Source organism: Enterococcus sp. DIV1444a, assembly GCF_051712125.1.
In the GTDB taxonomy this organism is placed as follows: Bacteria; Bacillota; Bacilli; order Lactobacillales; family Enterococcaceae; genus Enterococcus; species Enterococcus faecalis.
Map to the genome: position 1 here is coordinate 2,587,318 of NZ_JBIOOG010000001.1, position 25,235 is coordinate 2,612,552.

General features: G+C 38.7%; 23 protein-coding genes. 1 reads left to right on the plus strand and 22 read right to left on the minus strand.

All coding sequences use genetic code 11. From position 1 onward, the window contains the following. Window positions 1-143: 143 nt before the first annotated feature. The 14 genes from opp2A to IGI87_RS12525 all read right to left on the minus strand — a co-directional run bounded on the left by opp2A (window position 144) and on the right by IGI87_RS12525 (window position 16,480). Complete coding sequence (gene opp2A, locus IGI87_RS12460; protein WP_438737236.1) at window positions 144-1,922, minus strand: oligopeptide ABC transporter substrate-binding protein Opp2A; 1,779 nt, start codon at window positions 1,920-1,922, stop codon at window positions 144-146. 28 nt (window positions 1,923-1,950) lie between these two features. Beyond that, the gene (gene opp2C, locus IGI87_RS12465) at window positions 1,951-2,874 is read right to left on the minus strand and encodes an oligopeptide ABC transporter permease Opp2C (RefSeq protein ID WP_002365358.1); all 924 of its coding nucleotides are present in this window, start codon (window positions 2,872-2,874) and stop codon (window positions 1,951-1,953) included. A gap of 27 nt (window positions 2,875-2,901) precedes the next feature. Next, complete coding sequence (gene opp2B, locus IGI87_RS12470; RefSeq protein WP_002354943.1) at window positions 2,902-3,864, minus strand: oligopeptide ABC transporter permease Opp2B; 963 nt, start codon at window positions 3,862-3,864, stop codon at window positions 2,902-2,904. After that, complete coding sequence (gene opp2F, locus IGI87_RS12475; RefSeq protein WP_002383246.1) at window positions 3,864-4,808, minus strand: oligopeptide ABC transporter ATP-binding protein Opp2F; 945 nt, start codon at window positions 4,806-4,808, stop codon at window positions 3,864-3,866. Before opp2F ends, opp2B begins: the two co-directional genes overlap by 1 nt. Continuing rightward, complete coding sequence (gene opp2D / locus IGI87_RS12480; protein WP_438737238.1) at window positions 4,808-5,848, minus strand: oligopeptide ABC transporter ATP-binding protein Opp2D; 1,041 nt, start codon at window positions 5,846-5,848, stop codon at window positions 4,808-4,810. The genes opp2F and opp2D overlap by 1 nt, the downstream gene beginning before the upstream one ends. A gap of 265 nt (window positions 5,849-6,113) precedes the next feature. After that, on the minus strand, window positions 6,114-6,353 hold the full coding sequence (acpP, locus tag IGI87_RS12485) for an acyl carrier protein (protein WP_002354939.1): 240 nt from the start codon (window positions 6,351-6,353) through the stop codon (window positions 6,114-6,116). 136 nt (window positions 6,354-6,489) lie between these two features. Continuing rightward, window positions 6,490-7,491, minus strand: a complete 1,002-nt coding sequence (gene plsX / locus IGI87_RS12490) for a phosphate acyltransferase PlsX (protein ID WP_438737240.1) — start codon at window positions 7,489-7,491, stop codon at window positions 6,490-6,492. Between the two features lie 102 nt (window positions 7,492-7,593). Next, window positions 7,594-9,630, minus strand: a complete 2,037-nt coding sequence (recG, locus tag IGI87_RS12495; RefSeq protein WP_438737242.1) for an ATP-dependent DNA helicase RecG — start codon at window positions 9,628-9,630, stop codon at window positions 7,594-7,596. Between the two features lie 115 nt (window positions 9,631-9,745). Then, the gene (locus tag IGI87_RS12500) at window positions 9,746-11,422 is read right to left on the minus strand and encodes a DAK2 domain-containing protein (protein WP_002354936.1); all 1,677 of its coding nucleotides are present in this window, start codon (window positions 11,420-11,422) and stop codon (window positions 9,746-9,748) included. 82 nt (window positions 11,423-11,504) lie between these two features. After that, the gene (locus IGI87_RS12505) at window positions 11,505-11,867 is read right to left on the minus strand and encodes an Asp23/Gls24 family envelope stress response protein (protein ID WP_002354933.1); all 363 of its coding nucleotides are present in this window, start codon (window positions 11,865-11,867) and stop codon (window positions 11,505-11,507) included. A 211-nt stretch (window positions 11,868-12,078) separates the two neighbouring features. After that, complete coding sequence (locus IGI87_RS12510) at window positions 12,079-12,798, minus strand: LytR/AlgR family response regulator transcription factor (RefSeq protein ID WP_242365899.1); 720 nt, start codon at window positions 12,796-12,798, stop codon at window positions 12,079-12,081. 1 nt (window position 12,799) lies between these two features. After that, the gene (locus IGI87_RS12515) at window positions 12,800-14,128 is read right to left on the minus strand and encodes a sensor histidine kinase (protein ID WP_438737245.1); all 1,329 of its coding nucleotides are present in this window, start codon (window positions 14,126-14,128) and stop codon (window positions 12,800-12,802) included. Between the two features lie 227 nt (window positions 14,129-14,355). Next, entirely contained in the window at window positions 14,356-15,597 is a 1,242-nt protein-coding gene (locus tag IGI87_RS12520; protein WP_438737247.1) for an ABC transporter permease, read from the minus strand. After that, on the minus strand, window positions 15,590-16,480 hold the full coding sequence (locus IGI87_RS12525) for an ABC transporter ATP-binding protein (RefSeq protein WP_242365896.1): 891 nt from the start codon (window positions 16,478-16,480) through the stop codon (window positions 15,590-15,592). The genes IGI87_RS12520 and IGI87_RS12525 overlap by 8 nt, the downstream gene beginning before the upstream one ends. Before the next feature lie 284 nt (window positions 16,481-16,764). Here IGI87_RS12525 and rpmB point away from each other — a divergent pair, with 284 nt between their 5' ends. Next, window positions 16,765-16,953: a 50S ribosomal protein L28 gene (rpmB, locus tag IGI87_RS12530; RefSeq protein ID WP_002354928.1), complete on the plus strand. Its 189-nt coding sequence runs from the start codon at window positions 16,765-16,767 to the stop codon at window positions 16,951-16,953. A 102-nt stretch (window positions 16,954-17,055) separates the two neighbouring features. On the opposite strand, the gene IGI87_RS12535 is transcribed toward rpmB, so the two are convergent. From IGI87_RS12535 to def, 8 genes are all read right to left on the minus strand, one after another. Continuing rightward, the gene (locus IGI87_RS12535) at window positions 17,056-17,700 is read right to left on the minus strand and encodes a thiamine diphosphokinase (RefSeq protein ID WP_242365895.1); all 645 of its coding nucleotides are present in this window, start codon (window positions 17,698-17,700) and stop codon (window positions 17,056-17,058) included. After that, window positions 17,697-18,350: a ribulose-phosphate 3-epimerase gene (gene rpe, locus IGI87_RS12540; protein WP_002354925.1), complete on the minus strand. Its 654-nt coding sequence runs from the start codon at window positions 18,348-18,350 to the stop codon at window positions 17,697-17,699. The genes IGI87_RS12535 and rpe overlap by 4 nt, the downstream gene beginning before the upstream one ends. Before the next feature lie 23 nt (window positions 18,351-18,373). After that, window positions 18,374-19,267 carry a ribosome small subunit-dependent GTPase A gene (gene rsgA, locus IGI87_RS12545; RefSeq protein ID WP_242365894.1) on the minus strand — a complete coding sequence of 298 codons (894 nt, stop codon included), beginning with the start codon at window positions 19,265-19,267 and terminating at the stop codon, window positions 18,374-18,376. Between the two features lie 248 nt (window positions 19,268-19,515). Further along, window positions 19,516-21,672, minus strand: coding sequence for a serine/threonine protein kinase IreK (gene ireK, locus IGI87_RS12550; protein ID WP_438737251.1), 2,157 nt, complete (start codon window positions 21,670-21,672; stop codon window positions 19,516-19,518). Further along, window positions 21,669-22,418: a Stp1/IreP family PP2C-type Ser/Thr phosphatase gene (locus tag IGI87_RS12555; protein ID WP_113794659.1), complete on the minus strand. Its 750-nt coding sequence runs from the start codon at window positions 22,416-22,418 to the stop codon at window positions 21,669-21,671. The genes ireK and IGI87_RS12555 overlap by 4 nt, the downstream gene beginning before the upstream one ends. A gap of 1 nt (window position 22,419) precedes the next feature. Beyond that, window positions 22,420-23,799, minus strand: coding sequence for a 16S rRNA (cytosine(967)-C(5))-methyltransferase RsmB (gene rsmB, locus IGI87_RS12560; RefSeq protein WP_002354921.1), 1,380 nt, complete (start codon window positions 23,797-23,799; stop codon window positions 22,420-22,422). 5 nt (window positions 23,800-23,804) lie between these two features. Then, complete coding sequence (gene fmt, locus IGI87_RS12565; RefSeq protein WP_104854426.1) at window positions 23,805-24,746, minus strand: methionyl-tRNA formyltransferase; 942 nt, start codon at window positions 24,744-24,746, stop codon at window positions 23,805-23,807. Further along, a complete protein-coding gene (gene def, locus IGI87_RS12570; RefSeq protein WP_002371656.1) occupies window positions 24,739-25,233 on the minus strand; it encodes a peptide deformylase in 495 nt (164 codons plus the stop codon). The genes fmt and def overlap by 8 nt, the downstream gene beginning before the upstream one ends. Window positions 25,234-25,235 lie beyond the last annotated feature (2 nt).

The following is a 25,235-nucleotide window of genomic DNA, read 5'->3' on the forward strand; positions in this document are numbered from 1 at the left end:
TGGGACAAAAATCACTTTGGATTTTTGCGCCACGCTCAAAAACTGATAAACGGCTGGAACAGAAGCACCTCCTTCTTATTTCTCGGAGTTAAACACTTCTGTCCCGACCTCGTTCTATCTCTATTAAATCAGCGGAACGTTGTTTAACGTTTTTCCGCAGTGACACCCACCGTTGCCCATGGATTATCTTTCGTATCAACTGCCCATGTAAAGTCAACTACGCGGTCGTTGACAGGCAAGACTTCATTTCTGTAAAGTGTTGGGATTACAAACGCTTCATCAATGGCATACTCTTGCCAATCGTAGAAGGCTTTTTTACGTTTTTCTTCATCAAATGATGCTTTTGAATCAATCGCATCAAGTAATTTAGTATTTTCTTCTGACTCAAAACGTGTATAGTTAAAGGCTGAGTTTGGACCATATAAGCCGGTTGGTGAAGGATCTGAACCTGTGCCCCATGCGCCTTGATAGATATCTACTTCTGGGTCATCATTTTTCAATTTATCATAGAATGCTTGGAAATCAATTAAGCGTCCTGTTGTATACGTTACGTTTAAGCCAATTTCTTTCCATTGTTGGACATAGTAATCAGCAAGTGGTTGTGCAGTTTCGCCGCCTGACATTGAAGCAAACTTGATTTCTAGTGGTTTGCCTTCTTTGTCTTCGCGAATGCCATCGCCGTCTACGTCTTTATAGCCAGCATCATCTAATAATTTTTTCGCTTTGTCTAAATCAAGCGTATAGCCTTTCGCTTCGCTATCATGCAAGCTCTTGAAGACTGGTGGAATTAACGTTGTTGCGCCTGTTCGTAAGCCGTTGTAGAATTTTTGGCCGACTGCATCATTGTCAATTGCATAGCCCATGGCTTGACGTAAGCTTTTATCTGCCATTTTAGCTTTTGGATTGTATTTCACTGTATTTGTTTCTTTGTCAAACGTACCCATTTTAAAGCCAATATACGTGTAGGCTTGTTCGGGACGTCCTAAGATTTGATACCCTTCAGTATCTTTGTATGTTGGATACGTATCTGTTGGCATTGATAATGCAATATCGTATTGTTTCGCTTTCATCGCTTCTACAATGCTCGCAGAAGGAACAGATTTGAACACTAATTTATCTAATTTAGGTTTGCCACCGTAGTAATGCTCATTTGGTAGGTATTCAACAGATTCGCCTGTCACAATATTACTCATGTAGTATGGTCCAATAGTTACAGGGTTTTTACGAACTGCATCGCTTGATTCCATGTCTTTAACAGCAATTCCTTCAAAGGCATGTTTTGGTAAAACTGAACCCCAAACACCACCACCTAATTGTTGCATTCCTGGGTGAACTTCTTTATAAGTGATTTTAACTTCTTTATCATTGACTTTTTCTATGCCAGAAATGGTTGGTGATTTACCATCATGGTAGTCTTCCATGCCAACAATATTCGTAAAGTTATCATCATAACGAATCCCTGTATAGTCTTTATGACCAATGACTTCATAAGAGAAAATCACGTCATCTGCCGTCACATCTTTACCGTCAGACCATTTCAAATTGTCACGTAATTTAATGGTTGCTGTATTGGCCTCTTCATCTAATTTCAGATCCGCAGGACCCCCATCGACAATCTTAAAGTCTGCATCATTGTTAAATAATGGCTGTACCGTTGGAAGCATGTATTGTGCATCATAGTTGTCTTGATAAAATTCTTGCTGGAAAAGTCCTTGGAATTGTGTATCCATAACTACAGCGACATCTAATATCCCGCCATCAATTGCTTTTTTATCATTTTTAACAGCGATTGGCATTTTTGAAATGTCTTCTGTTTCCGTTGCTTTATTGCCCCCGCCTTTATTGCCGCCACCACATGCAGCTAACCCGAATACTAACACAGAAGCTAACGTGATTGCACCTAAAATCCGTTTCTTGTTCATCTCTTTTCCTCCCTCATTTTTTGGCTAATTAGCCTAATCGTTGTCGTGCATCTGCTGAGCGCTTAAATGCTTGTCCAACATAGTTTATACTTAACATCAAGACTAAAATTAGAATTGATGCAGGTAACCAAACCCATTGTTTATTGACTAAGACATCCCCACTGCTGGCGTAGCCAATTAAGGTTCCTAAACTTGGGACACTTTGTGGTAACCCGAAGCCTAAGAAAGTTAACGTTGTTTCGATCCCGATATTGGCCGCGAAATTAATCGTTAAGTTCGTAATAATTAATGAACTTAAATTCGGCATAATTTCTCGAAACATAATTTTAAAATCGCTTGTTCCCATTGTCTTAGAGGCACTGACGTAATCTCGGCGCCCTTCAGATAACGTTTTACTGCGGAACAATCGTGCTTTTCCAACCCAATAAAACGCACACATAATCCAAATAAAGGACCAGATACTATATTTAGGAATCACGGAAACGAACACAATAATAATTAACATAATTGGCAAAATCATAATAAAATCCACGATACGCATCAAAATATTATCAATCATGCCTCCATAATAACCGGAAATAATCCCTAAACCGACCCCGATAATAGACGTAATAATCGTAATGGCAAAGCCGATTAAAATCGAGTTTCTAGCCCCGATAATCAATTGACCTAAAACGTCACGACCACCTTCATCGGCACCTAAAATGAACTTGGTGCCATTCATTGTAACGGTACCTGGTTCCGCATATTTATCTAAAATACTTACATGCATAACGGCACTTTGGTCTAACACTAACGAACCGATAAAAACGGCTAATAAGATAATGACCAAAAGGATTAAAGAAAACATCGCCATTTTTTCTTTGACGAATTCTCGCGCAATCATCCGAAAGCCCATTGGCGGAATACTTTCTTGTAAGACTTCTTCTCTTTTTTCTTCTGTCAATTCCATTTTTATCACCCTTTCTTCGTGTTTTTTCTACTGAATTCGAATTCTTGGATCAACAATACTCATTACAATATCAGAAATTAAGGTTCCGATAAGGGTTGCCAATCCCAAAATCAACACGAGAGCGGTAATAACGGAATAGTCACGTTGAATGATACTATCAATAAATAATTTTCCAATTCCTGGGAAAGCAAAAATCTTTTCAATAACGACTGATCCGGCAATCAAAGCAGTAATTTCATAACCTAATTGAGAGGCAATTGGTAATGCTGCATTTCTAAAAATGTGTCGATTAAAAATTTTATTCGTTGGCACTCCTTTTGAACGAGCAGTACGAACAAAGTCCATGTTTTTAACATCAATCACTTCACTGCGCAAATATTGAATAGTGACCGCTGTCCCCAGCAACGCTTGAGTGACCCCTGGTAAAATTAAATGCTTCAGTTTATCTAAATAATACGGCCACGTTCCCTCAGCCAAACCGACAGTCACGGTTCCACTCGTTGGGAACCAGTCTAAGCGATACCCAAAAATAAAGAGCATAATCAAGGCAAAGATGAATAATGGCACAGCAAAACTGAAGAAGTTGTAGATAACCACCATTTTGTCAAACCATGAATTTTGGTAACGGCCAGCAATTAAACCGAAAGGAATGGCGATTAAATACGTGATTATGACTGATACAGCAGCTAATGCAATCGTATTCCCCACCCGACCAGCAATGAGTGTAGACACAGGTAATTTAAAGATAAAACTATGCCCAAAATCCCCATGTAAGGCATTGCCAATCCAACGGAAATATTGTTCGTACCAAGGATCATTTAACCCGGCAGCTTCGCGCATGGCTTCAATCACTTTCGGGTCTTGGTTCGGATTAATCAATCCTGTAAACGGATCACCTGGCATCATTTTAGCCAACAGGAAAATCAAGACACTTAAAATAATCACTTGCGGAATCATCAATAACAAACGGCGTAAAATTGTTTTCCACATTATTCAGCACCTCCATTTTTTAACGCTACTTGGTGGGTTGGACTAATCGCATGTAAGTCATAAACCCGCCCATTTTCATCATAATAGTCTTTATGATTTTCCCGATATTCTTGCTCAACTCTTCTTCGTTCTTCTTTGTGAGCTTCTCGGTTCGCTACGTCAATTTTAGGAATTGCTGAAAGTAAACGTTTGGTATAAATGTGTTGTGGATTAGTGTAAATATCTTGGCGTGTACCGATTTCTACAAAACGGCCTTTGTACATAATAGCAATGTTGTCACACATATGTTTAACTACGCCCAAATCATGGGAAATAAATAAGTAACTTAAGCCATACTCCTGTTGAATGTTCTTCATAAAATTCAATACCTGTGCTTGCACAGATAAGTCCAGTGCTGAAACAGGTTCATCCGCAATAATCAATTTGGGGCTAGTAGCCACCGCTCGGGCGACGCCTAAACGTTGGCGTTGCCCACCAGAAAATTCATGAGGATATTTGTACAACGCATCTTCTGGCATCCCCACAATGTCCAACAAACTTTTGACTTTTTTCTTTTCTTCTTGGTCACTTAATCGTTCAAAATTTCGAATTGGTTCGGCGATAATATCTAACACTCTTTTTTTAGGGTTTAAACTTGACATCGAATCTTGGAAAATCATTTGAACATCTTTGTTGTATCCAATCGCTTTTCGACTGCGCGGCTTGGTTACATCTTGTCCTTGATAAATAATTTCACCATTTGTAATTTTTTCTAAACCAATAATTGCTTTTCCTGTCGTTGATTTTCCAGAACCCGACTCACCAACTAACCCATACGTTTTACCTTGTTCAATCATGAAATCCACACCATCAACCGCCAAAACATGATCAGTGATTCGATTGAAGAAGCCGCTGCGAATTGGATAATGAACTTTTAAATCTTTAATTTGAATAATTTCTGTCATTACGCTTCCCCTTCCCCGTCTCTAAAATGAAAATGTTTATAACATGTACAACGAACAAAATGATTCGGTGCAACTTCATGTAATGTTGGATTTTCTTCATGTTCCGATGCATCAATCCAAGGAATTCGTGGGGCAAATCGACAACCTTTTCGAGGTAATTTGGTTAACGAAGGAACAATCCCTTCAATCACATGAAGTTCTTCTTCATCGGAATTCTCTTGGGGAATGGACTGAAGTAAGGAACGTGTATATGGATGTTTCGGATGACTAAACAATTCTTCAGCAGTGGCTACTTCTACAAACTGACCCGCATACATAACCGCTACACGATCAGCCATTTCCGCAACTACACCTAAGTCATGGGTAATTAAAATAATGCCGCTTCCCGTTTCTTCTTGTAAATCCTTTAACAAATCGAGAATTTGTGCCTGAATGGTAACGTCTAAGGCCGTTGTTGGTTCATCTGCAATTAAAATCGGTGGTTTACACGCGATTGCAATGGCAATAATCACCCGTTGGCGCATGCCGCCAGACAATTCATGAGGATACTGTTTCCCGACACGCTCTGGGTTGGGAATCCCTACTTGTTCTAACAGTTCAATGGCCCGTACTTGTTTTTGTTGTGCGGTCATTTTGGTATGATACGTGAGACTTTCTTTAATTTGGTCTTCAATTCGCATGAGCGGATTCAGTGCAGACAACGGATCTTGGAAAATCATCCCAATATCGTTTCCTCTGACTTTGTTGTACAATGTTTCATTAAACGTGGTTAAATTTAAATTGTTGTATAAAATTTCCCCCGTAATTTTGGTATGATTGGGATCATGTAAGCCCATAATCGTTGTTGCTAAGGTACTTTTTCCACAACCAGATTCTCCGACGATTGCCAGAATCTCATTTTTCTTCAATTCAAATGAAACATCATCGACGGCATTATAATAATCATCTTTGATTCTAAATGCTGTTTCTAATCCTGAAACCTCTAGTAATTGTTCATTTCCTTGCATCCATACGCACCCCTTACGTCCTTTCAAAAACATTATATAAATTAACTAATATTTAATGATAGCACTTTCTAATTTTTATCAATGTTAATTTACAGCTCATTGTTTTTTCATAATTTTATAGAATTATTCCATAAAAAGCAAGATAAAATAACTTTTTTCGCAGTTATTTTTTTACATGTATGATTTTTTTTACAAAAATATGTGTAAAAATAGTCTTATTGCTTAATAAAAGAACCATTATGTACGCAAAAAAAAAGTCGATTAACAGGACTGTTAATCGACTTTGTCTTATTATTTTTTATGAATTACTCACAATATAATCTACAGCGGCACCAACTGTTTCAATTTTTTCTGCATCTTCATCTGAAATCTCTGTTCCAAATTCATCTTCAAGTTCTAAAACAAACTCCATTACGCTAATTGAGTCAGCGTTCAAATCATCTTTAATGTTTAATTGATCTGTTACTTGATCCGCTTCAATATCAAAGTGGTTTGAGATAATCTTCGCTACTTTTTGAAGTACTTCTTCACGAGTCAACTGTATTCACCTCCACTGCTTTTGAAAAAAGGTTCTTTCTTTTACTAAAACGCTAAGATACATTGTACTCACAATTTAGGTATTTGTCCATCTTTTTTTCATTTGAGTAACAAACTGATGTCAAGACAATTGCAAATTACTCTGCTTTGCCTTCATAATATTCCACTAATTGTGGGACAACTTGGGTTTCTAACATTGTATGAATTTGACGAATGGTATAGCGGACGGCATCAGGACCCGTAGCCCCATGCGTTTTAATGACTGGCGCTTTTAAGCCAAATAAAACTGCCCCCCCATGTTTTGAGTAGTCCATTTCATCTTTCATGCCATGTAGCGCATTCTTTAATAACAAGGCGCCCATTTTTCCTTTGACACCTTCAGAAAGAATCGCTGTTTTCAGTAAGCTCATCATGTTCATAGCGGTGCCTTCAATGGATTTCAAAACGGCATTTCCTGTGAAGCCGTCTGTCACCACCACGTCAGCTACGCCATTTAATAATTCTCGTGCTTCAACGTTTCCGACAAAATTAATCGTTTCATCAGCTGCTAACAATTCGAAGGCTTTTTTCGTTAATTCACTGCCTTTGGTTTCTTCAGTTCCGTTATTCAATAGACCGACACGAGGATTCTGAACGTTCCGAACTTTTTCAGCATAGAATGAACCTAAAACGGCATACTGAACCAAATGTTCTGGTTTATTGTCTGCATTGGCTCCTAAATCTAACATGTCAAACCCTTTGTCTGGTTCTCCCATGACAGGTAAAGTTGACATCAAACCGGGACGTTCCACATTTTTGATGCGGCCGACAATGAACAGACCCGCTGCTAATAGCGCTCCGGTGTTGCCGGCAGAAAAAATCGCATCGGCTTCCCCATTTTTAACTGCTTGCGCTGCTAAAACCATGGAAGCCGTTTTCTTACGACGGATTGCTTTAACTGGCTCATCGTTACTAGCAATTTTTTCATCGGTATGAATAATCGTAATGTTTTTTTCATCGGTGATGTATTTTTTTATTTCGGCTTCTTTTCCATATAATTGAAATTCAATGTCTGGGAAGTCTTGTTTGGCTAGCATAACCCCTTCAACAATTGCTTGTGGGGCGTTATCTCCACCCATTGCATCTACAGCAATTTTCATGAGTGATTCCCTCCTACTTTTTTGTTTCCTAACAAGTATAACATATTTTTTTTAAAGAAATACGCATTGGCTTTTACTTTCTGGCTTCAAAAATTACCTCTTCTAATCGAAAAATTGGGCCGCCTCATCTTGGGGTTTCACTCGATTGGCTAAGCCTTGGTAAGCAGGATATTGCCACCACTCTTTCACTTGCCATAGGGCACTTGCTTCTTGGCGCGCAACTTCTAAAATGTTAAAGTCCGTCACGATATCTCCTACCGCAAATTGAGGCACCCCTGATTGCCGTGCACCGAACACTTCCCCAGGTCCGCGAAGTTCCAAATCACGCTCACTCAAGACAAAACCATTGGTGGTTTCTGTCATGATTTTCATACGCTCAACGCCCATTTCATTTTTCGGATTGGCCACTAAAATACAATAAGAAGCACTGGAGCCACGCCCCACACGTCCCCGTAACTGATGTAACTGTGCTAACCCAAACCGGTCCGCATCCATAATTAACATCACCGTGGCATTTGGTACATTCACGCCAACTTCAATAACGGTGGTAGAAACCAATAATTGCAGCTGATTGTCTTTGAACTCCTGCATAATGTCATCTTTTTCTTGATTTTTCATTTTACCATGTAGTAATCCCACTTGATATCTTGGGGAATAAAAGCTTTGCATATGTTCAAAAATTTCTGTTGCGTTTTTCACATCTAAGGCTTCTGATTCTTCAATCAAGGGACAAATAATATAAGCTTGGTGTCCTCGAGCCAGCTCTTTTTCCATCCATTCTAAAACAGTATCTAACTGCGGTGGCCGAATCCAACGTGTTTCGATTGGAATCCGTCCAGCTGGCATTTCATCAATGATTGATACATCCATTTCGCCATAGGCTGTAATTGCCAACGTTCGAGGAATCGGAGTGGCCGTCATGAATAAAACATCTGGTTTTAAGCCTTTTTCTCTTAATATTTTTCTCTGATTCACACCAAAACGATGTTGCTCATCGGTGATTACCAAACCTAATTGATGGAAACTGACATCTTGTTGTATCAAAGCATGGGTCCCTACCACAATGTCAATCTCGCCATTGGCCAGTTCTTCGAGAATTAGACGACGTTCTTTCGTTTTGGTGGAACCTGTTAATAAGGCCGTTCGAACTTCTAATGGATTAAACAACTGCTGTAAGCTTTCCATGTGTTGCTGCGCTAAAATTTCAGTCGGAACCATCAACGCTCCTTGAAAGCCAGCGGTCATGGTGGCGTATAGCGCAATCGCAGCCACTACCGTTTTCCCACTCCCCACGTCACCTTGAAGCAATCGTTGCATATGCTTCGGACTTCGCAAGTCTCGACAAATTTCATTGGTCACTTTTTTTTGGGCACCTGTCAATTCAAAAGGCAGTCCTTGTGTGAATGTTTTTAAGCGATCCACGTCATATTGAATGGCTAAACCATTTTTTTCCGCTTTTTCTTGTTTCTTCAGCCCTTGCATTTTAAGTTGGAAAAGGAAAAACTCTTCAAAGACTACTCGGCGTTTGGCTTGATGGCTTTCCTCTGGATTATTGGGAAAATGCATCGCCCACATTGCCTCTTTTCTAGGCATCAAGCGGTACTTTTCTAATAAATCATTCGGTAAAATCTCTTCAATCAGCGAACCATACTCTTCAAAAGCAGTGCGGATTAACTGAACCAACGTGCTTTGGCGGACTTTTTTATTCACATGATAAATGGGGGCGAAATCTTCATTGTCTCCTTTAGAAGCTAAGATTTTCATGCCATTCAATGATTTTCTCTTGGCATCCCACTTGCCATAAACAGCAATTTCTTCGGAAAGAACTACTTTGTCTTTTAAAAAAGGTTGGTTGAAGAAGGAAACATTAATGACCGCATGTTCTTGCATCATTCGAAACGTTAACCGGCTCTTCTTATAACCGTACCGACTAACGACTGCCTCCGAAACCACTAGTCCCTTTAGCGTAACTTTTTCCTGATCCTGAATCTCACTTAAATCCTTTTCTTGGATATCATCGTAGCGGAAGGGATAGTACGTCAATAAGTCTTCAATTGTAGTAATCCCCAGTTCTTGTAAATTTTCAGCACGTTTTGGGCCAACACCGGGCAATACGCTGACTAAATCTGTGATGTCCATAAAATCCCCTCCTCATTAATATACGCAAAAAAATGGATCATTCATTAAATAGGCTGGTTCATTAGCCCTAGCTAATAAACCAGCCTATTTGTTTTTATTTCTTCATCATGAAAACCTATTCTGCTGAGAATAAGTATGGATATACAGGTTGTCCACCTTCATGAAGTTCTGTTTCTAGTTCATCGTTTTCAGAAACTAAAATAGCAATTAGCTTTTCCGCTTCTTCAACCGAACCATCTTCGCCGACAATAATTGTCACGATTTCAGTGTCTTCATCAATCATGCGGTTCAACGTGTCTAATGATGCATTAAAACGATCTGCTTCAGATACAACGATTTTACCATCAATCATTCCTAAGAAGTCATCTTTTTTAATTTCAACGTCATCAATTGTTGTGTCACGAACGGCTGTGGTTACTTGACCACTCACAACGCTGTCTAACATTTCCGTCATACTTGCTTTGTTTTCTTCTAATGATTGTTGATCATTGAAAGCTAACATTGCTGTCATCCCTTGAGAAATGGTTTTAGATGGAACAACTGCTACTGGTACATCGGCAACTTCTGCTGCTTGATCAGCCGCCATAAAGATGTTTTTGTTGTTTGGTAAAATAATGACTTGCTCTGCATTCACTTCTTTGACTGCTTTTAAAATATCTTCCGTACTTGGGTTCATTGTTTGGCCACCACTAATAATGTAGCTTGCACCTAAACTTCGGAATAATTCTTGAACGCCTTCACCGGCTGCAATAGCAATCACAGCAAACGGTACGCGAACTTTTTCAGTCAACGCTTCTTGCTGAGCATCGCGTTCAACTAACGTTTCATGTTGTAAACGCATATTGTCTACTTTTATTTTTACTAACGAACCAAATTTTTGGCCGTAGTTCATCACTTCACCTGGATGCTCAGTGTGTACGTGAACTTTGATAATTTCGTCATCGTTAACGACTAATAGAGAATCGCCTAGTTCATTTAAGTAGTTTCTGAATGTTTCATAATCAAAAGCGCTGTCCACAGTTGGGCCTTCGCCGATACGAACCATAATTTCTGTACAATAGCCAAATTTAATGTCTTCTGTCGCAACGTGGCCACTAACACCACGGTGATGTTCAGCATTCACCATTTCGTCCATTTCGGCAGGACTTGGTTCATATGTCTCAGTTGGTAAAAATTCACCACTAAGTGCTTCTAAAAATCCTTCATAGATAAATAGTAGTCCTTGACCTCCACTATCTACAACGCCGACTTCTTTTAGGACAGGTAATAAATCAGGTGTTTTCGCTAAGGCACGTTTGGCACCTGCTACAACAGCTGTCATGACTTCGATACAGTCATCTGTTTCTTTCGCTTTACGTTCACCTGAACGCGCTGCTTCACGAGAAACAGTTAAGATTGTTCCTTCAACGGGTTTCATCACTGCTTTATAAGCTGTTTCTACACCATGTGTAAAGGCAGCGGCCAAGTCTTTGGCATTTAATGTTGTAACCTCAGGAATTTGTTTTGAGAAGCCACGGAATAATTGAGATAAAATAACCCCAGAATTTCCACGAGCCCCCATTAGTAACCCTTTGGATAACGCACCTGCTAATTCTCCTACTTTTTCAGAGCGAGAATCGGCCACAGCCTTTGCACCACTGGTCATTGATAAGTTCATATTTGTTCCTGTATCACCATCGGGTACAGGGAAAACGTTTAATGAGTTGACATATTCTGCGTTTGTATGCAGACGAGTCGCACCTGCCTGGACCATTTCCTGGAACTGACCTGCGCTGATTTCTGTTACATTCACCTAAAAAATCCTCCTTCAGATTTACCGCTAACGGCAACACACGATTTCCTTGTGCAATTGCATCGTTGACAGTACACTACCTCTAATCCGGTAATACACGAACTCCTTGAACAAAAACGTTAACTGAATTCGCAGTGACACCTAATAATGTTTCAAGATTATATTTTACTTTTTCTTGGACGTTACGAGAAACTTCAGAAATTTTTGTACCATAACTAACAATCGTGTAGACATCCACTGCGATTCCGTTGTCTTCTTGACGAACAACGACACCACGTGAGTAATTCTCACGACGTAAAATATCGTTTAAGTTATCTTTAATTTGATTTTTGCTTGCCATTCCGACAATTCCGTAAATATCTGTCGCAGCTCCGCCAACTACTGTAGCGATCACATCATTGGTAATCTCAATGGTACCTGCGGGTGTTTGAATTTTTACAGCCATTGATGAAAGCCTCCTTATAAGAGCACATTCGCCCTATTTTCTTCCATAACATTTTATCATATCCAGCCTTTAATTAAAAGGAAGTTCGTCAGATATTATAGACCCTTCCTCATAATTACCAACATTTGTACAATTTACAACGTTTGTCGTACATTGTCAATGCAGAAAAAGACAAGATTCGACTTGGTTCATTGAATCTTGTCTGGTGATTTTAGAGGTTTTTCATGGCTCTCACTGATACTAAACATCTTTCTCCATTACTCATTTCGACAATCCGTTCGCTTTTTATAACTTTACTTATATGCTTGCGGTTGATTAAATATGATTTGTGACAACGATAAAAATCATTACACTGTTCTTCAATCTCCTTTAAGGAACCATAAAATTCAATTTCTCCGTTTTCAAAATGTAAAACGATTTTATGCGATACGGAAGAAGATTCAAAAAAAATGATTGTTGCCATATCTACAGACCGAATGGTATCGCCGTCCTTAAATTTAAATAATTTTTTTGTATTTCTACGCTCACTAGTTATACGTTCATGAGCCAATTGAATATTTTCACAAATTTTCTGCTGTAGATTTTCTTTGTTGTCTTTAATGATATAGTCCAGCGCTTCCACTTTATACGTAAAAGTCAGATACGAAAGTTCCCCATGTGTTGTGACAAAGACGATTTTACCTAAATTATCGTAGTCTCTGATTTTAGCTGCTAAGGTTAATCCTGACATTTCATGTTGTAAATCAACATCTAGAAAATATAACCCAATTATTCTAGGCTGACTTTTAACAAACTCAAGTGCTTCTATCGGATTTCCAGTTGAAAAAACCAGTTCTATATCAAGACTTTCCATCATTATGTAATTTTTAACATAGGTTTCCAACATTTGTCGTTGTCGCCAATCATCTTCGCAAATAATAACAGAAATCACCTCATTCGCACCTCCTATTATTTTCAATCGTCAATTTTTGAGTAAACCATCCATTACTGATGGAGGTAGCTAACTGAACATTTTTTAGATTTCGAAGCAATTCTTGAACATTACTCAACCCTATTCCTCTATCAGTGCCTTTTAATGAAAAACCGCGTTGCTTAAGTAGATGGAACTTTGGCAAATTTTTCCTACATGAATTCTGGATAATAATATGTACAGCAGAGACATCTTTATATACAGCGATTACAAGCTTACCTTCACCTAAAAATTCGATTTCTTCTATAGAGTTATCTAAAAAAATACCTAGTATTCTAACTAAAGAAATTGAATCAATGGCTAATTCTTCAATTGGTTCAGTCACTTCTAACTGTACATCCATTCCTTTTTCTTGCGTTGAAATCAGCTTAGACACAAGGAGACTTTTAACTTCTCTTACTCGAATGTTTCCAATCGCTTCTAACTTGAACCCATTTTGGTCAATGCATTTTGATGCTTTCTTTATTTTACTAAAATAATAGTCATTAAGACTCTCGTAATCTCCATTTACAATAAAATCTTCTAATGAATTTAGGATATTTTTATAATCATGCCGAAACTTCCGAATTTCCTTGAATTGTTTCTCCATCGCCTCCATATATCTCTGATTTTCTAAATATTCTCTTTCCTTCTGTTGAATATCATATTTATTTTTGAGCGAACTAAGATACACAATAAAAGAAATTAATGAAACAACTAAATAGAGCGTGAGGAAGATTGAATTTACTACAATTATTTCCTTGTTATTCCCCAGATATTTTCCTAAAATCAGGCTGGTATAGTAGATAATCATTGTGCCGATTCCAATCAAATTAAACAGCAGAAGACATTCATTGATAATAGAAAACTTTTTTTCTAGTTTTTTTATCCCCTTTATCATTAATATCGTCAGAATTACTGATAGCGCTAGCCGAAATGTACTATGTAAAAACATAGTTAAATTACTTGAAAAAATTAGTTCTGTGCCAAATATTTTTTCCTTTACAAAGGATGCAAGTTGACCACTTATAGCAGAAATAATGACTATATAAGAATTTATACCCAAAACTTTAATGAGGCTTTTAGAGATAAAAAAATAACCTAAAATTATTATACTCAAGTAAATCCAAGCAAATCCATACATTCCTATAGCGGAAATTATTTTGCCATTCAAAATTGCAATAACCATCAAGCCGAAAATACCATGTAGAGTAATTTTTTTATTAATCATTACTACTTTTAACTTTATATAATCAAAAAACACTCGAATCACTGCCGTGATATTACTTAGAATAAAAATAAACCTCACCAAATTAAAACCTCCTTATATTTCAGTTAATAAAAAAAGTATATACTCTAATAAAAAAACAATTCAAGCTTTCTTTACAAGTGAAACTGAGAAAAAGTAGATTTCAGTGCCCGACTATTACGCTATAAACAAAAATTGTACACTTGCTATACTGAGTGTACAATTTTAATTACTTTTTTATTTATCAAAATAAATGTTTTATACGTGAGAGTTGTGATAAGTTTTTTTACTCATCTAACATAATATTTGCCAGATTTGAAGGCTTGTTTCAAAACATTTGTAAATTTATCCCCACTATAGATAAATACGCCTCCTTGATAAACACTTTTGCCTAAAAAGGCTAAAAACATGGTAAAAACTAGATTAATTCCCATTGCTATAGCAAAAGCACTTAGCGATGCATCACCCAGCATATACCGTGCATACATGACTATCGGTGATAGAAACGGCACATACGATGAAATGATAATCGCTTGGTTACTTCCTGAACCAGTTGCAAGAATCACTACCATAAACATTGCAATAAATAGAGGGATAATCAAAATATACATCAATTGTTGTACTTCTTGGACAGAAGAAACCACTGATCCTAAAATAGCCGCAGCAACTGAGTAAATCAAATAACCTGAAACAAAACAAATCATAGCTAAAAGGAGAGCTTGACTATTTTTGCCTGCGTTCAAAAATTTAAATACCCCTACACTATCCCCAAAAATCCCATAAGATGCATACGCAGCCCCAAAAATTGCTACTGCCTGCGTCACCCCAACTAGCCCAATGCCAACAATTTTACCAATTAAATGCTGAACTGGTGTAATTGTTGTGAGTAAAATTTCCATAACTCTTGAACTCTTTTCCACCGCAATGTCTTGGGCAACCATTGTAGAAAAGAGCATAACTGCAATGTAGAGAATAAAACCAACAATATAAACTAGTATTAACGTTTGAACCGAATTATCTTGATTTCCAGCTAAAGATTCTAAGGATAAACGTGTGCTTTCATTCAAAAACTGTTGTTGCGCCGCATCAATATTTAATTGATTTAATTTAATCGATTGATTTACAGTGGTTACAAGACTTTGTAATTGTTCAGACACATTATATTGGAGAGCTCCTTCGTAATAAATTTTTCCTTCGTATAGACCAGCGCTACTCTTTTCAATTTTCAAAATGGTTTTACTCGCTCTATCTTTCAGCTCTTTCTCAGCATCTGATAACTTTTGACCGCCGTCAACAAAGTTCAGATTGGTACCTTTACCAACTTCTTTCAGCATAGTAACAGTTTCTTGATTATTTGGAACAACAAGGATGGTTTCTTTACTTGGTTCCTCTTTTTTTAGAATCCCTTCATAATTCATTCCCAAGAATGTCCCTACCATCAAAACCAACAGTATACTAACAAACACTTTTGACACGACTTTTTGTTTGTATGTTTCTAAAGCAATCGTCACTATATTTTTCACTTTACTCACCCACTCTTTCTAGAAAAATATCATTTAACGAGATTGGCTCAATTCTGAATTGCTGAATATTTTCTGATTGAAAAATAAATTTTTGAATTTTCTTCGCAGTACATTCATCTTTTACATAAAAAGAAATAACATCATTTTCTTCTTTATACGATTCTATTTCAAAATCTAGCTTTAATATTTCTCTGTCAAAATCAGCCTGAACACTCACTTTTCTTTTATCCGTTTCATCTTTGATTTCTTTTAAATTTCCTTCTAAAAGAACCTCACCCTTTTTCATCATACAAATGTTTTCACAGATTTCTTCTACGTTTGCCATTTGATGAGAGCTGAAAATTATCGTAGCACTATTTTCCTTCAAAAAAAGAATTGCTTCTTTTAGTTGATTCGCATTAATCGGGTCTAACCCAGAGAATGGTTCATCCAAAATGACAAGCTTGGGTCCATGAATGATCGACGCAATAAATTGAATCTTTTGTTGATTCCCTTTTGACAATTCACTAATTTTTCGATCTACGTTCTTTTGTATCTTAAAAAAATCCAGCCAAAAGAGGATACTTTTTTCAATTTCTTTCTTTTTCATTTTACGGAGCTTCCCAAAGAAAGTTAATTGTTGTCTCACCGTTCTTTTCGGATATAGTCCACGCTCTTCTGGAAGATAACCGACTTCTTTAGCATCAAAGCGATCAACTTTACGTCCCTGCCATGTTATTTCCCCTTCATCAGGAGAGTAGATGCCTAAAATATGGCGGAAAATAGTAGTTTTACCTGCACCGTTTGCGCCTAAGAAGCCATAAATTTCTCCTTCTGGAATAGTCAAATTGATTCCTTTAATAATTTCCTGCTCATTCATTTTCTTTTTCAACTTTTTGATTTCTAAGCTCATATTTTCCTCCTTTTTCATTTATCTAAGTACTTTAATTATATTAATCAAACACGGACCACTACATTTTTTTCTTGAACTCTTAAATTTTCATCTTTATCGTCTTACGTTTGTGCATGGATTTCTTAAGTATTTAAAATTAGACAATGAAAAACTATCACCTGACAAGCTACTTTTGTTGTTAGTCACTAAAAATCTTCTTGCAAATCAGTGCCTAATATGATAAATTAAGTTAGTATGAGCTGAATATTATCGCTCCAAGATCAAGGCAAAGGAGGAAACTTAAAATGGCAAAAGTATGTTACTTCACTGGTCGTAAGACTTCAAGTGGTAATAACCGTTCACATGCGATGAACTCAACAAAACGCACTGTGAAACCTAACTTACAAAAAGTTCGCGTATTAATCGATGGTAAACCTAAAAAAGTTTGGGTGTCAACTCGTGCTTTGAAATCTGGTAAAATCGAACGTGTTTAATAAACTTAAATAAGCAAAGCTGGACGTTCGTTGTTCGGCTTTTTTTATTGCATAAAAAAAGAGGTTGGACCTTCAACAAAGTGATGAAGGTCCAACCTCTTTTTACTTGTCTTTACTTTGAATAACCGCAATGATCCCTGCATCGAAGGAAAAAGCAGCGGCTTCTTCGATAAATTCATTACTTGCATACGATGTTGGATAAGGAACATCTTGATTGGTTAATAAATATTTACTGCGTCGTAGCGTCAAGTTTTCTACAGGCGTCAAACAGCAGTAGGCCAGATATTCTTTATCTGGCTCTTTTGGTACGATATACGAACCAGGGGCGTAATACTGGATGCTATTTTGACGATCGCATAGACGGATTTGGCGAAGTACGCCTTGAAATCGTGGTTCAAAGGGTAACCAAAGATTGGCTAACAGGTGGTCAATTCTGCCGCCTGTCGCACCGATAATCGTCATCTCTGCTTGTGGAAATCGTTGTAAAGCTTCTTGAAGCGCTAATTGTGTGTCTGTATCATCTTTTTCAGCAGGTGCTTGAATGAGTGTTTCGGCAGTTTCTTGGACAAAATGGTATTCTTCTCGTGATAATGAATCAAAATCGCCCACCCCTAATTGTAACGGTAAATCAGCCTCTAATAAATGGAGACAGCCGCGATCAATACCTACGAAATAATCATACGCAGCTGGTTCAATGGTTGGCCAATCACTTGGATTGCCGCCAGCTACCAGTAAGACACGACTCATTTGTCTAGCACTGCTCTCAGTGCATCGATTCGTTCTTGAGGATTTTCAGCATTATAAATGTAGGAGCCTGCAACAAACACTTCCGCACCGGCTTCTTTACAACGTGCGGCAGTTTCAGGAACAATCCCGCCATCGACTTCAATTTCGTAGGTGTACCCTTTTGTTTCTTTCCATTCTTTCAATTGAGCAATTTTTTCTAGTGAGTTTTCAATAAATGATTGCCCACCAAAGCCTGGATTGACAGTCATTACCAAGACTTGGTCTGCTAAGTCTAATACATTTTCGATCATCGAAAGTGGTGTCCCAGGATTAATAGTTACGCCAGCTTTCACGCCCGCATTTTTAATCATTTGTAAGGCACGATGAATATGGGGTGTTGCTTCTTGATGGACGGTAATAATATCCGCACCAGCTTCCGCAAAAGCATTGATATAATTTTCAGGTTGTACAATCATCAAATGAACATCCAATGGTAGTTTTGTCACTGGACGAATCGCTGAAACGATATTCGGTCCTAAGGTAATGTTGGGCACAAATTGACCGTCCATGACATCAACATGAATATAATCTGCTCCTAATTCTTCTACTAAACGGATATCTCTTTCTAAATTGGCAAAATCGGCACTTAAAATGGATGGTGCTAGTTTCATTTGGCTCGCTCCCTTTATATTTGCTATGATTTTTTCTTATAAACAGGTCGTCGATTCTCGATTTCCATTAAAAACTGTAAATAATTTTCGTAACGACTCGTCGCAATGGTTCCCGCTTCCACTTGGCGTTTCACTTCACAACCAGGTTCTTTGTGGTGCATACATTCACGAAACTTACAGTGAGAGGCCGCGGCAACAAATTCAGGAAATTGCTTCGGTAATTCCACCGCTTCCATCTCCAAGAAATCGATGGCACTAAATCCTGGCGTATCAGCGACCAAACCATCGTATAGCGGAATCAACTCCACGTGACGGGTCGTATGTTTGCCCCGTCCTAAAGATTGGGAAATTTCCGCAGTCGCTAGTTGCAATTCTGGTGAAATTTGATTCAACAATGTTGATTTTCCAGCGCCTGATTGTCCCATAAAAACTGTTAACCGTTCTGGGAAAAAGCGTTCTAATTCTTTGGTGGCTTCTACGTCTTCCGAAGCGATTACCGCATAACCTAACGCTTCATATATCTGTTTAATTTCAGTGACTTCTTGACGTTGAGGCTCATCTAATAGATCAACTTTCGTTAAATAAATAACTGGTTCTATATCTTTATACTCTAAGCTGACTAAGAAACGATCCAACAAATTAAACGAAAAATTTGGCGAAACCATACTCATAACAACCACGGCTAGATCCACATTTGCAACAGGCGGGCGCACTAATTCATTTCGTCTTGGTAAAATTTCCAACACATAACCATCTGTTAAATTATCGCTCTCAAAAAGCACTTCATCTCCCACGAGTGGCGTAATTTTGCGATTACGAAAATTCCCTCGCGCTCTTGTTTGATATGTTTCTCCATCTGCGTATACATAATAAAAACCGCTTAACGCTTTTCTGATTTGACCTTTCAGATAAACCACTCCTAACTACTTTCGAATATACAGGATAGTGGCAGAGAAATCAAGGGAGCCTCTCGATTCTATTAATTAAAAAGAGCCTAGGACATAAGTCGAAATGACTTACCTTCCTAGACCTAAATCTTAAGATAAACGGTGGGACAGGAGCAGCTTCTTCTTATTGCTGAGAAACACTATTTGAAAAGCAAATAGATGTTAAACAGTACCTACTTGGTTCTTGAAGCTAAACACTCCTGTCCCAACCTCTTGTCTTAATTACTCGTACTACTTTCACTAGTGGTGCTTTTTGAATCATTTGCTTTTGAATAATAAACCGTAACAGAGTCGCCTTTTTTGACTTTGCTGCCAGCGGATGGGCTAGTTCGTTCAACGACTTGGCCATCGCCAGAGCCAGATAACCCTTGTTCATTGATTTTAAGGCCAGCGTTATTGATGCTGTCTTCTGCAGCTTTTGGCGAATAGCCTGAAATATCAGGAACAGTTACTGAGTCACTGCCTTTGCTGACATGTAAAGTAATCGTGTCATTTTTCGGATCAACAGCAGTACCAGAAGCTGGCTCTTGACTAATCACGGTATCTTTTTCAACTTTGTCGCTTTCTTCGTCCACTCGTTTAATTTGAGATTCTGGGATACCTAAAGCAATTAAGCGACTTACCGCATTATCGTAAGAAATTCCGCTATAATCAGAAAGAGTCACTTTGTCGCTACCTTTACTTACATATAACGTCACTTGACCATTCTTAGGTGCCACGGTGCCACCTGGTGCGGGGTCTTGCGTAATGACTAAACCTTGTTCTACCGTATCGCTTGCTTGGTCGACACGCGTAATTTGAGATTCAGAAATGCCTAATTGTGCCAGTGCATTTACTGCATTTGTGTAAGAATAACCAGCGTAACTAGGCAAAGTAACCGCTTCTGGTCCTTGACTGACCGTTAAAGTGACTTTGTCTTTTTTCGGATCAACTTTTTCACCTGCAGCTGGTTTTTGTTTAATAATGTTATCCGTAGACACAGAATCACTGTATTCTTTTTTCGTTGTAATTTGGTCTTCTGAAAACCCTAGTTTTTTCAAGGCTTCAACAGTAGACTCATAAGATTCGTTTACATAATCAGCCATCTCTATTTTTTCTGTTCCAGAGCTGATGTATAAAGTAACAGATCGGCCTTTTTTCACAGATGATTTTGCTTCGGGGTCTGTTTTGACCACCTTGCCTTCTTCAATCTTATCGTCGGGAATTTTTTTGGTTTCATTATCGACTTTCAGCCCGGCACTTTGCAGCGCTTGTGAAGCCGCCACTTCCGTTTTCCCCGTAACATCAGGAACTTCAACATCTTTGCCGCCCGACATTGCAAAGGCTAAGCCACCTATTGCTAAAGCAATTAATGCCGCAATTGCTAAGCCAATCCACATTTTTTTGCGGTTTTTCTTTGGCGGTTGTTCAGCTAAAATATCATCCGCGATATCTTCTGGGACTTCGACAGGCGTTGTCTCTTCCGGTTCAGCGATGTCTTCGGGAATCGGTGTTAATACTTTTGTTTCTCCTAATAAAGCCGTTGGTTCCCACGCAGGTTCGTTTAAACGACTGGCTGACAAGGACGTATATAAGTCTTCTGCCATCTCATTCGCTGTTTTGTAGCGATCGCTTGGATCTTTTGCGGTTGCGTGACGAACCACATTTTCCAATGATTGAGGAATCCCTGGATCAAACATTTTGACAGAAGGAATTTCTTCTTGAAAATGTTTTAAAGCAATCGTTACGGCTGATTCGCCATCAAAAGGTACATTCCCCGTTAACATTTCATAGAGAATAATTCCTACAGCGTAAATATCTGATTGGTTGGTTGCCATGCTTCCGCGCGCTTGTTCTGGTGATAAGTAATGCACCGAACCTAACATTGTGTTCGTTTGCGTAATTGACGTTTCTGACAAGGCAATCGCAATCCCAAAGTCAGTAATTTTGACTGTGCCGTGTTCGTCAATCAGAATGTTTTGCGGTTTTAAATCCCGGTGAATAATTCTATGTTCATGTGCCATTGCGACAGCAGATAAAATTTGTTGCGTAATGTCCACAACTGTGGAATAAGGAATTGGAAAATGCGTTTGGATGTAACGTTTTAAGTCCATTCCTTTCACATATTCCATGACTAAATATTGTAGTCCATCTTCTTCGCCTACATCGTACACACTGACGATATTCGGGTGAACCAGCTCAGTTGCGGCTAGTGCTTCACGCTGAAAACGTCGGATGGCGGCTTGATCGTTCTGGAAGTCAAAGCGCAGGACTTTTACTGCAACGTCTCGGTCTAAAATTAAATCGTGTGCTAAATAGACGTTGGCCATGCCGCCGCTTCCGATGCTGCCAATAATGTGATATCGACCGTTCAGCTTCTTGCCGATTTCTATCATTGGTTTTCCTCCTTCTGTTCGTCAAAGTGTATCGCTAACACGGTAATGTTATCTAAACCACCCGCTTCATTTGCTTGGGCAACGAGTTGGCTTAATTTGGATTCTAAGGGATCTGACGTCTCTAAAATTTCTAAAATTTTTGTCTCAGGAACCATATTGGTTAAACCGTCCGAACATAACAGTAAATAGTCATTAGGCAGCCACTCATGATTGGTTACATCGACTTCGACAGTGCCAGGCATTCCCAAAGAACGTGTTAGGACATTTTTTCGTGGATGATTTGCAGCCATCTCACGAGTAATCTCCCCTGATTTTACTAGTTCATTCACTAAAGAATGATCTTCTGTTAATTGTAACATGTGTTGGTCACGAACTAAATAAGCGCGACTATCCCCCACATTTGCTAAGACAAATGAATCCGGTAAAAGGATGGCACCAACCACGGTTGTCCCCATTCCTAAATACTCTGGTTTCGATTGTCCGCGTTCATAAATTTTTTCATTTTCCTTTTGAATTGCTTGAATTAACCACTGTGCAGATTTTTCAGCTGAGTCGACAGACGCATTGGACCAACTCTCACCTAAATTATTAACTGCCATTTGGCTAGCGACATCACCTGCTTGGTGACCACCCATGCCATCTGCTAAAACAGCAAAGGTTATGTGTTGTTGGTTCTCAAAAACGTTGGCATAATCTTGGTTCGTATTTCTTTTGCGACCGACATCTGATTGAACGTTGATTTCCAAATTATTTCACCTCATTTGAACTAACTTTCCGCATACAGCAAATAAAGAAGCCATCTGTCATGTATTGATGGGGATACAGAACCAGTTCTTGCTCTTTTACTACTGCTTGGACGTTTTCATTTGCAACAATTTCAATTTTTTCAAATTCAGGGTGTTTGGCTAAAAAGGCTGCCACCACTTCCTGATTTTCTTCTGGCGTAATAGTACAAGTGCTATAGACCATTATACCCCATTGTTTTAATGTTGGGGCAACACTTTCTAAGATTTCTAACTGAATTTTAGGTAAATTTTGAAAATCATTGGCCGTTTTATGGTATTTAATGTCTGGTTTACGGCGCATTAGCCCTAAGCCTGAACATGGTGCATCAACTAAAATCCGATCAAAGGTTTCTGCGGGAAATTCTTCGGCCACTTGTCGCGCATCGAGCTTTTCTGCTTGAACGACATCCGCCACATGGAGGCGTTGCGCATTTTCATTAATTAGCTTAATTTTGTGGGCATGAATATCTAAAGATGTCACACGACCACCTGCTTCAGCCTCTAAAAAAGTTGCGATATGGGTCGTTTTACCACCAGGAGCCGCACAAGCATCCAAGACACGATGATGCGGTTCAATTTGCATCGCTGGAGCCACGAGCATAGAGCTTTCATCTTGAATGGTTAAACAACCGTTAATAAACAGTTCACTGCCAGCTAAGTAGCCTTTTTCAGCGACAACACCATAAGGGGAAAGTTGACTTTCCTTCGCGGCAATCCCTGTTTCTTGTAATTCTTCCAGCGCTTCTTCTCGTGAAATAAACCGTGTGTTTACTCGGCCACTCGCATGGCTTTTTTCAAATAATGACAAACCCAACTGCCGTGTTTCTTCTTCGCCTAATTGGGCAAGTAATTTTTCTGTTAACCAACGTGGCATACTAATTTCCGTTGCTAAACGATCAACTGGATCACTAATTGCTGCCAAACTAGGTGCTCCATTTCGTTGGAACGCCCGCAGCACGCCATTCACGAATTTACCAATCCCAGGATTGCCACGACGTTTGCCAATTTCAACCGCTTCATTAATGACTGCATGATCAGGCACTTTATCTAAATAAAGTAATTGATATAACGATAAAATCAATAAATTTTTCACCCAATTATCGACTTTTTGCGGTTTCTTGACAAATGGTGTTAAGTAGTATTCCAACAATAATTTACGACTAATTGTGCCGTAGACAAGTTCTGTAAACAAGCGGCCATCTTTCTCGCTTAGTTCTGATTTTGTCATCATTTCATTAAGTAAAAGATTGGAGTACGCCCCACCTTTATCCACACGTTCGATGGTCTCTAAAGCCACGTATCGAACAGAACGTTTTAATTTCTTGGGGATTTTTTCAGCCATTTTTGTTAGTCCACCTTATCTTTTTCTGCGACATTTTGACCAACGCCATTTAAAAATTCTTGAATCGTTAATTGACCTTTACCTGCTGGTTGCAGGCGATCAATTTGAAGGACTGTCCCTTCGCCACAAGCAATCCATAGCGCTTTTTTACTACGCTGGATAATCGTTCCTGGGGCGCTGGTTGTTGTTTCAGTCAGTGGTGTCACTGCCCAAATTTTCCAGTTGGTCCCTTGATAGGTTGTGAATGCTGTTGGCCAAGGACGCATACCACGCACTTGGTTGTCAATTGCCTCAGCGTTTTTTTGCCAGTCAATTCGTTCTTGTTCCCGGCTAATATTTGGTGAAAAAGTAGCCGCTTCTTCCACTTGTGGAATAGGCGTGATTTCGCCAGCAATTAGCCTAGGTAACGTTTCTAATAAAAGTTCTTTTCCTAGAACGCTTAATTTTTCAAACATGGTCCCTACATCATCTTGTTTCGTAATCGGAATTGCACGTTGCGATAAAATCGCGCCAGCATCCATTTTTTTCACCATTTCCATAATCGTGACGCCTGTTTCTTTTTCTCCTTCAATAATCGCGTAATGTACAGGTGCGCCGCCACGATATTTTGGTAAAAGTGAAGCATGAACATTAATCGCACCTAGTTTGGGCGCTTTTAAGATTTTCTCTGGTAAAAATTGTCCAAAGGCTGCTGTCACAATTACATCTGGTGCTAAGTCAATCACTTTTTCCATTTCAGGAGAACCTGAAATTTTCTCTGGTTGTAAGACTAATAAGTTATGTTTTAAAGCTGCTTCTTTGACAGGCGTTGGGGTAATCACTTTTTTTCGGCCAACTGGTCGATCTGGTTGCGTGACAACCGCTTGAACGTCATAGCCTGCCTCGATTAAACTTTCTAAAATCGGAACAGAAAAGGCTGGTGTGCCCATAAATACAATTTTAGTCATCAAAATGTTCCTCCATATACGCTTCTAAATCTTCTGGTGCAATTTTCTCAATCATTTTGTCGATAAATAACTCGCCATTCAAATGATCAATTTCGTGTTGAAAAGCTCGAGCTAAATAGCCGTAAGCCGTAACTTCCATTTCTTCACCTTCACGGTCAAAATAACGGACAGTCACTTCATCTGCTCGTTCAACGGTTCCATATGTTTCTGGAATACTTAAACAGCCTTCCACATCAATACTGGTTCCTTTTTTTTCAATAATCACAGGATTAATTAGTTCAAAACGACCAGATTCTTCATCGATTTCAATCACTGCCATTTGCAAATTTTTACCAATTTGCGGGGCTGCTAAGCCAATCCCATCATGGGCCAGCATTGTTTCATACATATCCTCTAGTAACTGCACAATTTCATCGGTAATAATCGTCACAGGTTGAGCCTTCATTTTTAAGTGTTCGTTCGGGTGAATCACAACTGGATAGCGCATAA

Bases quoted from the DNA above. Each gene is read 5' to 3' on its own strand.
- opp2A (WP_438737236.1), bottom strand. From the start codon at position 1,922: ATGAACAAGAAACGGATTTTAGGTGCAATCACGTTAGCTTCTGTGTTA.
- opp2C (WP_002365358.1), bottom strand. From the start codon at position 2,874: ATGGAATTGACAGAAGAAAAAAGAGAAGAAGTCTTACAAGAAAGTATT.
- opp2B (WP_002354943.1), bottom strand. From the start codon at position 3,864: ATGTGGAAAACAATTTTACGCCGTTTGTTATTGATGATTCCGCAAGTG.
- opp2F (WP_002383246.1), bottom strand. From the start codon at position 4,808: ATGACAGAAATTATTCAAATTAAAGATTTAAAAGTTCATTATCCAATT.
- opp2D (WP_438737238.1), bottom strand. From the start codon at position 5,848: ATGTTTTTGAAAGGACGTAAGGGGTGCGTATGGATGCAAGGAAATGAA.
- plsX (WP_438737240.1), bottom strand. From the start codon at position 7,491: ATGAAAATTGCTGTAGATGCAATGGGTGGAGATAACGCCCCACAAGCA.
- recG (WP_438737242.1), bottom strand. From the start codon at position 9,630: ATGGACATCACAGATTTAGTCAGCGTATTGCCCGGTGTTGGCCCAAAA.
- IGI87_RS12505 (WP_002354933.1), bottom strand. From the start codon at position 11,867: ATGGCTGTAAAAATTCAAACACCCGCAGGTACCATTGAGATTACCAAT.
- IGI87_RS12525 (WP_242365896.1), bottom strand. From the start codon at position 16,480: ATGAGCTTAGAAATCAAAAAGTTGAAAAAGAAAATGAATGAGCAGGAA.
- rpmB (WP_002354928.1), top strand. From the start codon at position 16,765: ATGGCAAAAGTATGTTACTTCACTGGTCGTAAGACTTCAAGTGGTAAT.
- IGI87_RS12535 (WP_242365895.1), bottom strand. From the start codon at position 17,700: ATGAGTCGTGTCTTACTGGTAGCTGGCGGCAATCCAAGTGATTGGCCA.
- rpe (WP_002354925.1), bottom strand. From the start codon at position 18,350: ATGAAACTAGCACCATCCATTTTAAGTGCCGATTTTGCCAATTTAGAA.
- ireK (WP_438737251.1), bottom strand. From the start codon at position 21,672: ATGATAGAAATCGGCAAGAAGCTGAACGGTCGATATCACATTATTGGC.
- rsmB (WP_002354921.1), bottom strand. From the start codon at position 23,799: ATGGCTGAAAAAATCCCCAAGAAATTAAAACGTTCTGTTCGATACGTG.
- fmt (WP_104854426.1), bottom strand. From the start codon at position 24,746: ATGACTAAAATTGTATTTATGGGCACACCAGCCTTTTCTGTTCCGATT.
- def (WP_002371656.1), bottom strand. From the start codon at position 25,233: ATGCGCTATCCAGTTGTGATTCACCCGAACGAACACTTAAAAATGAAG.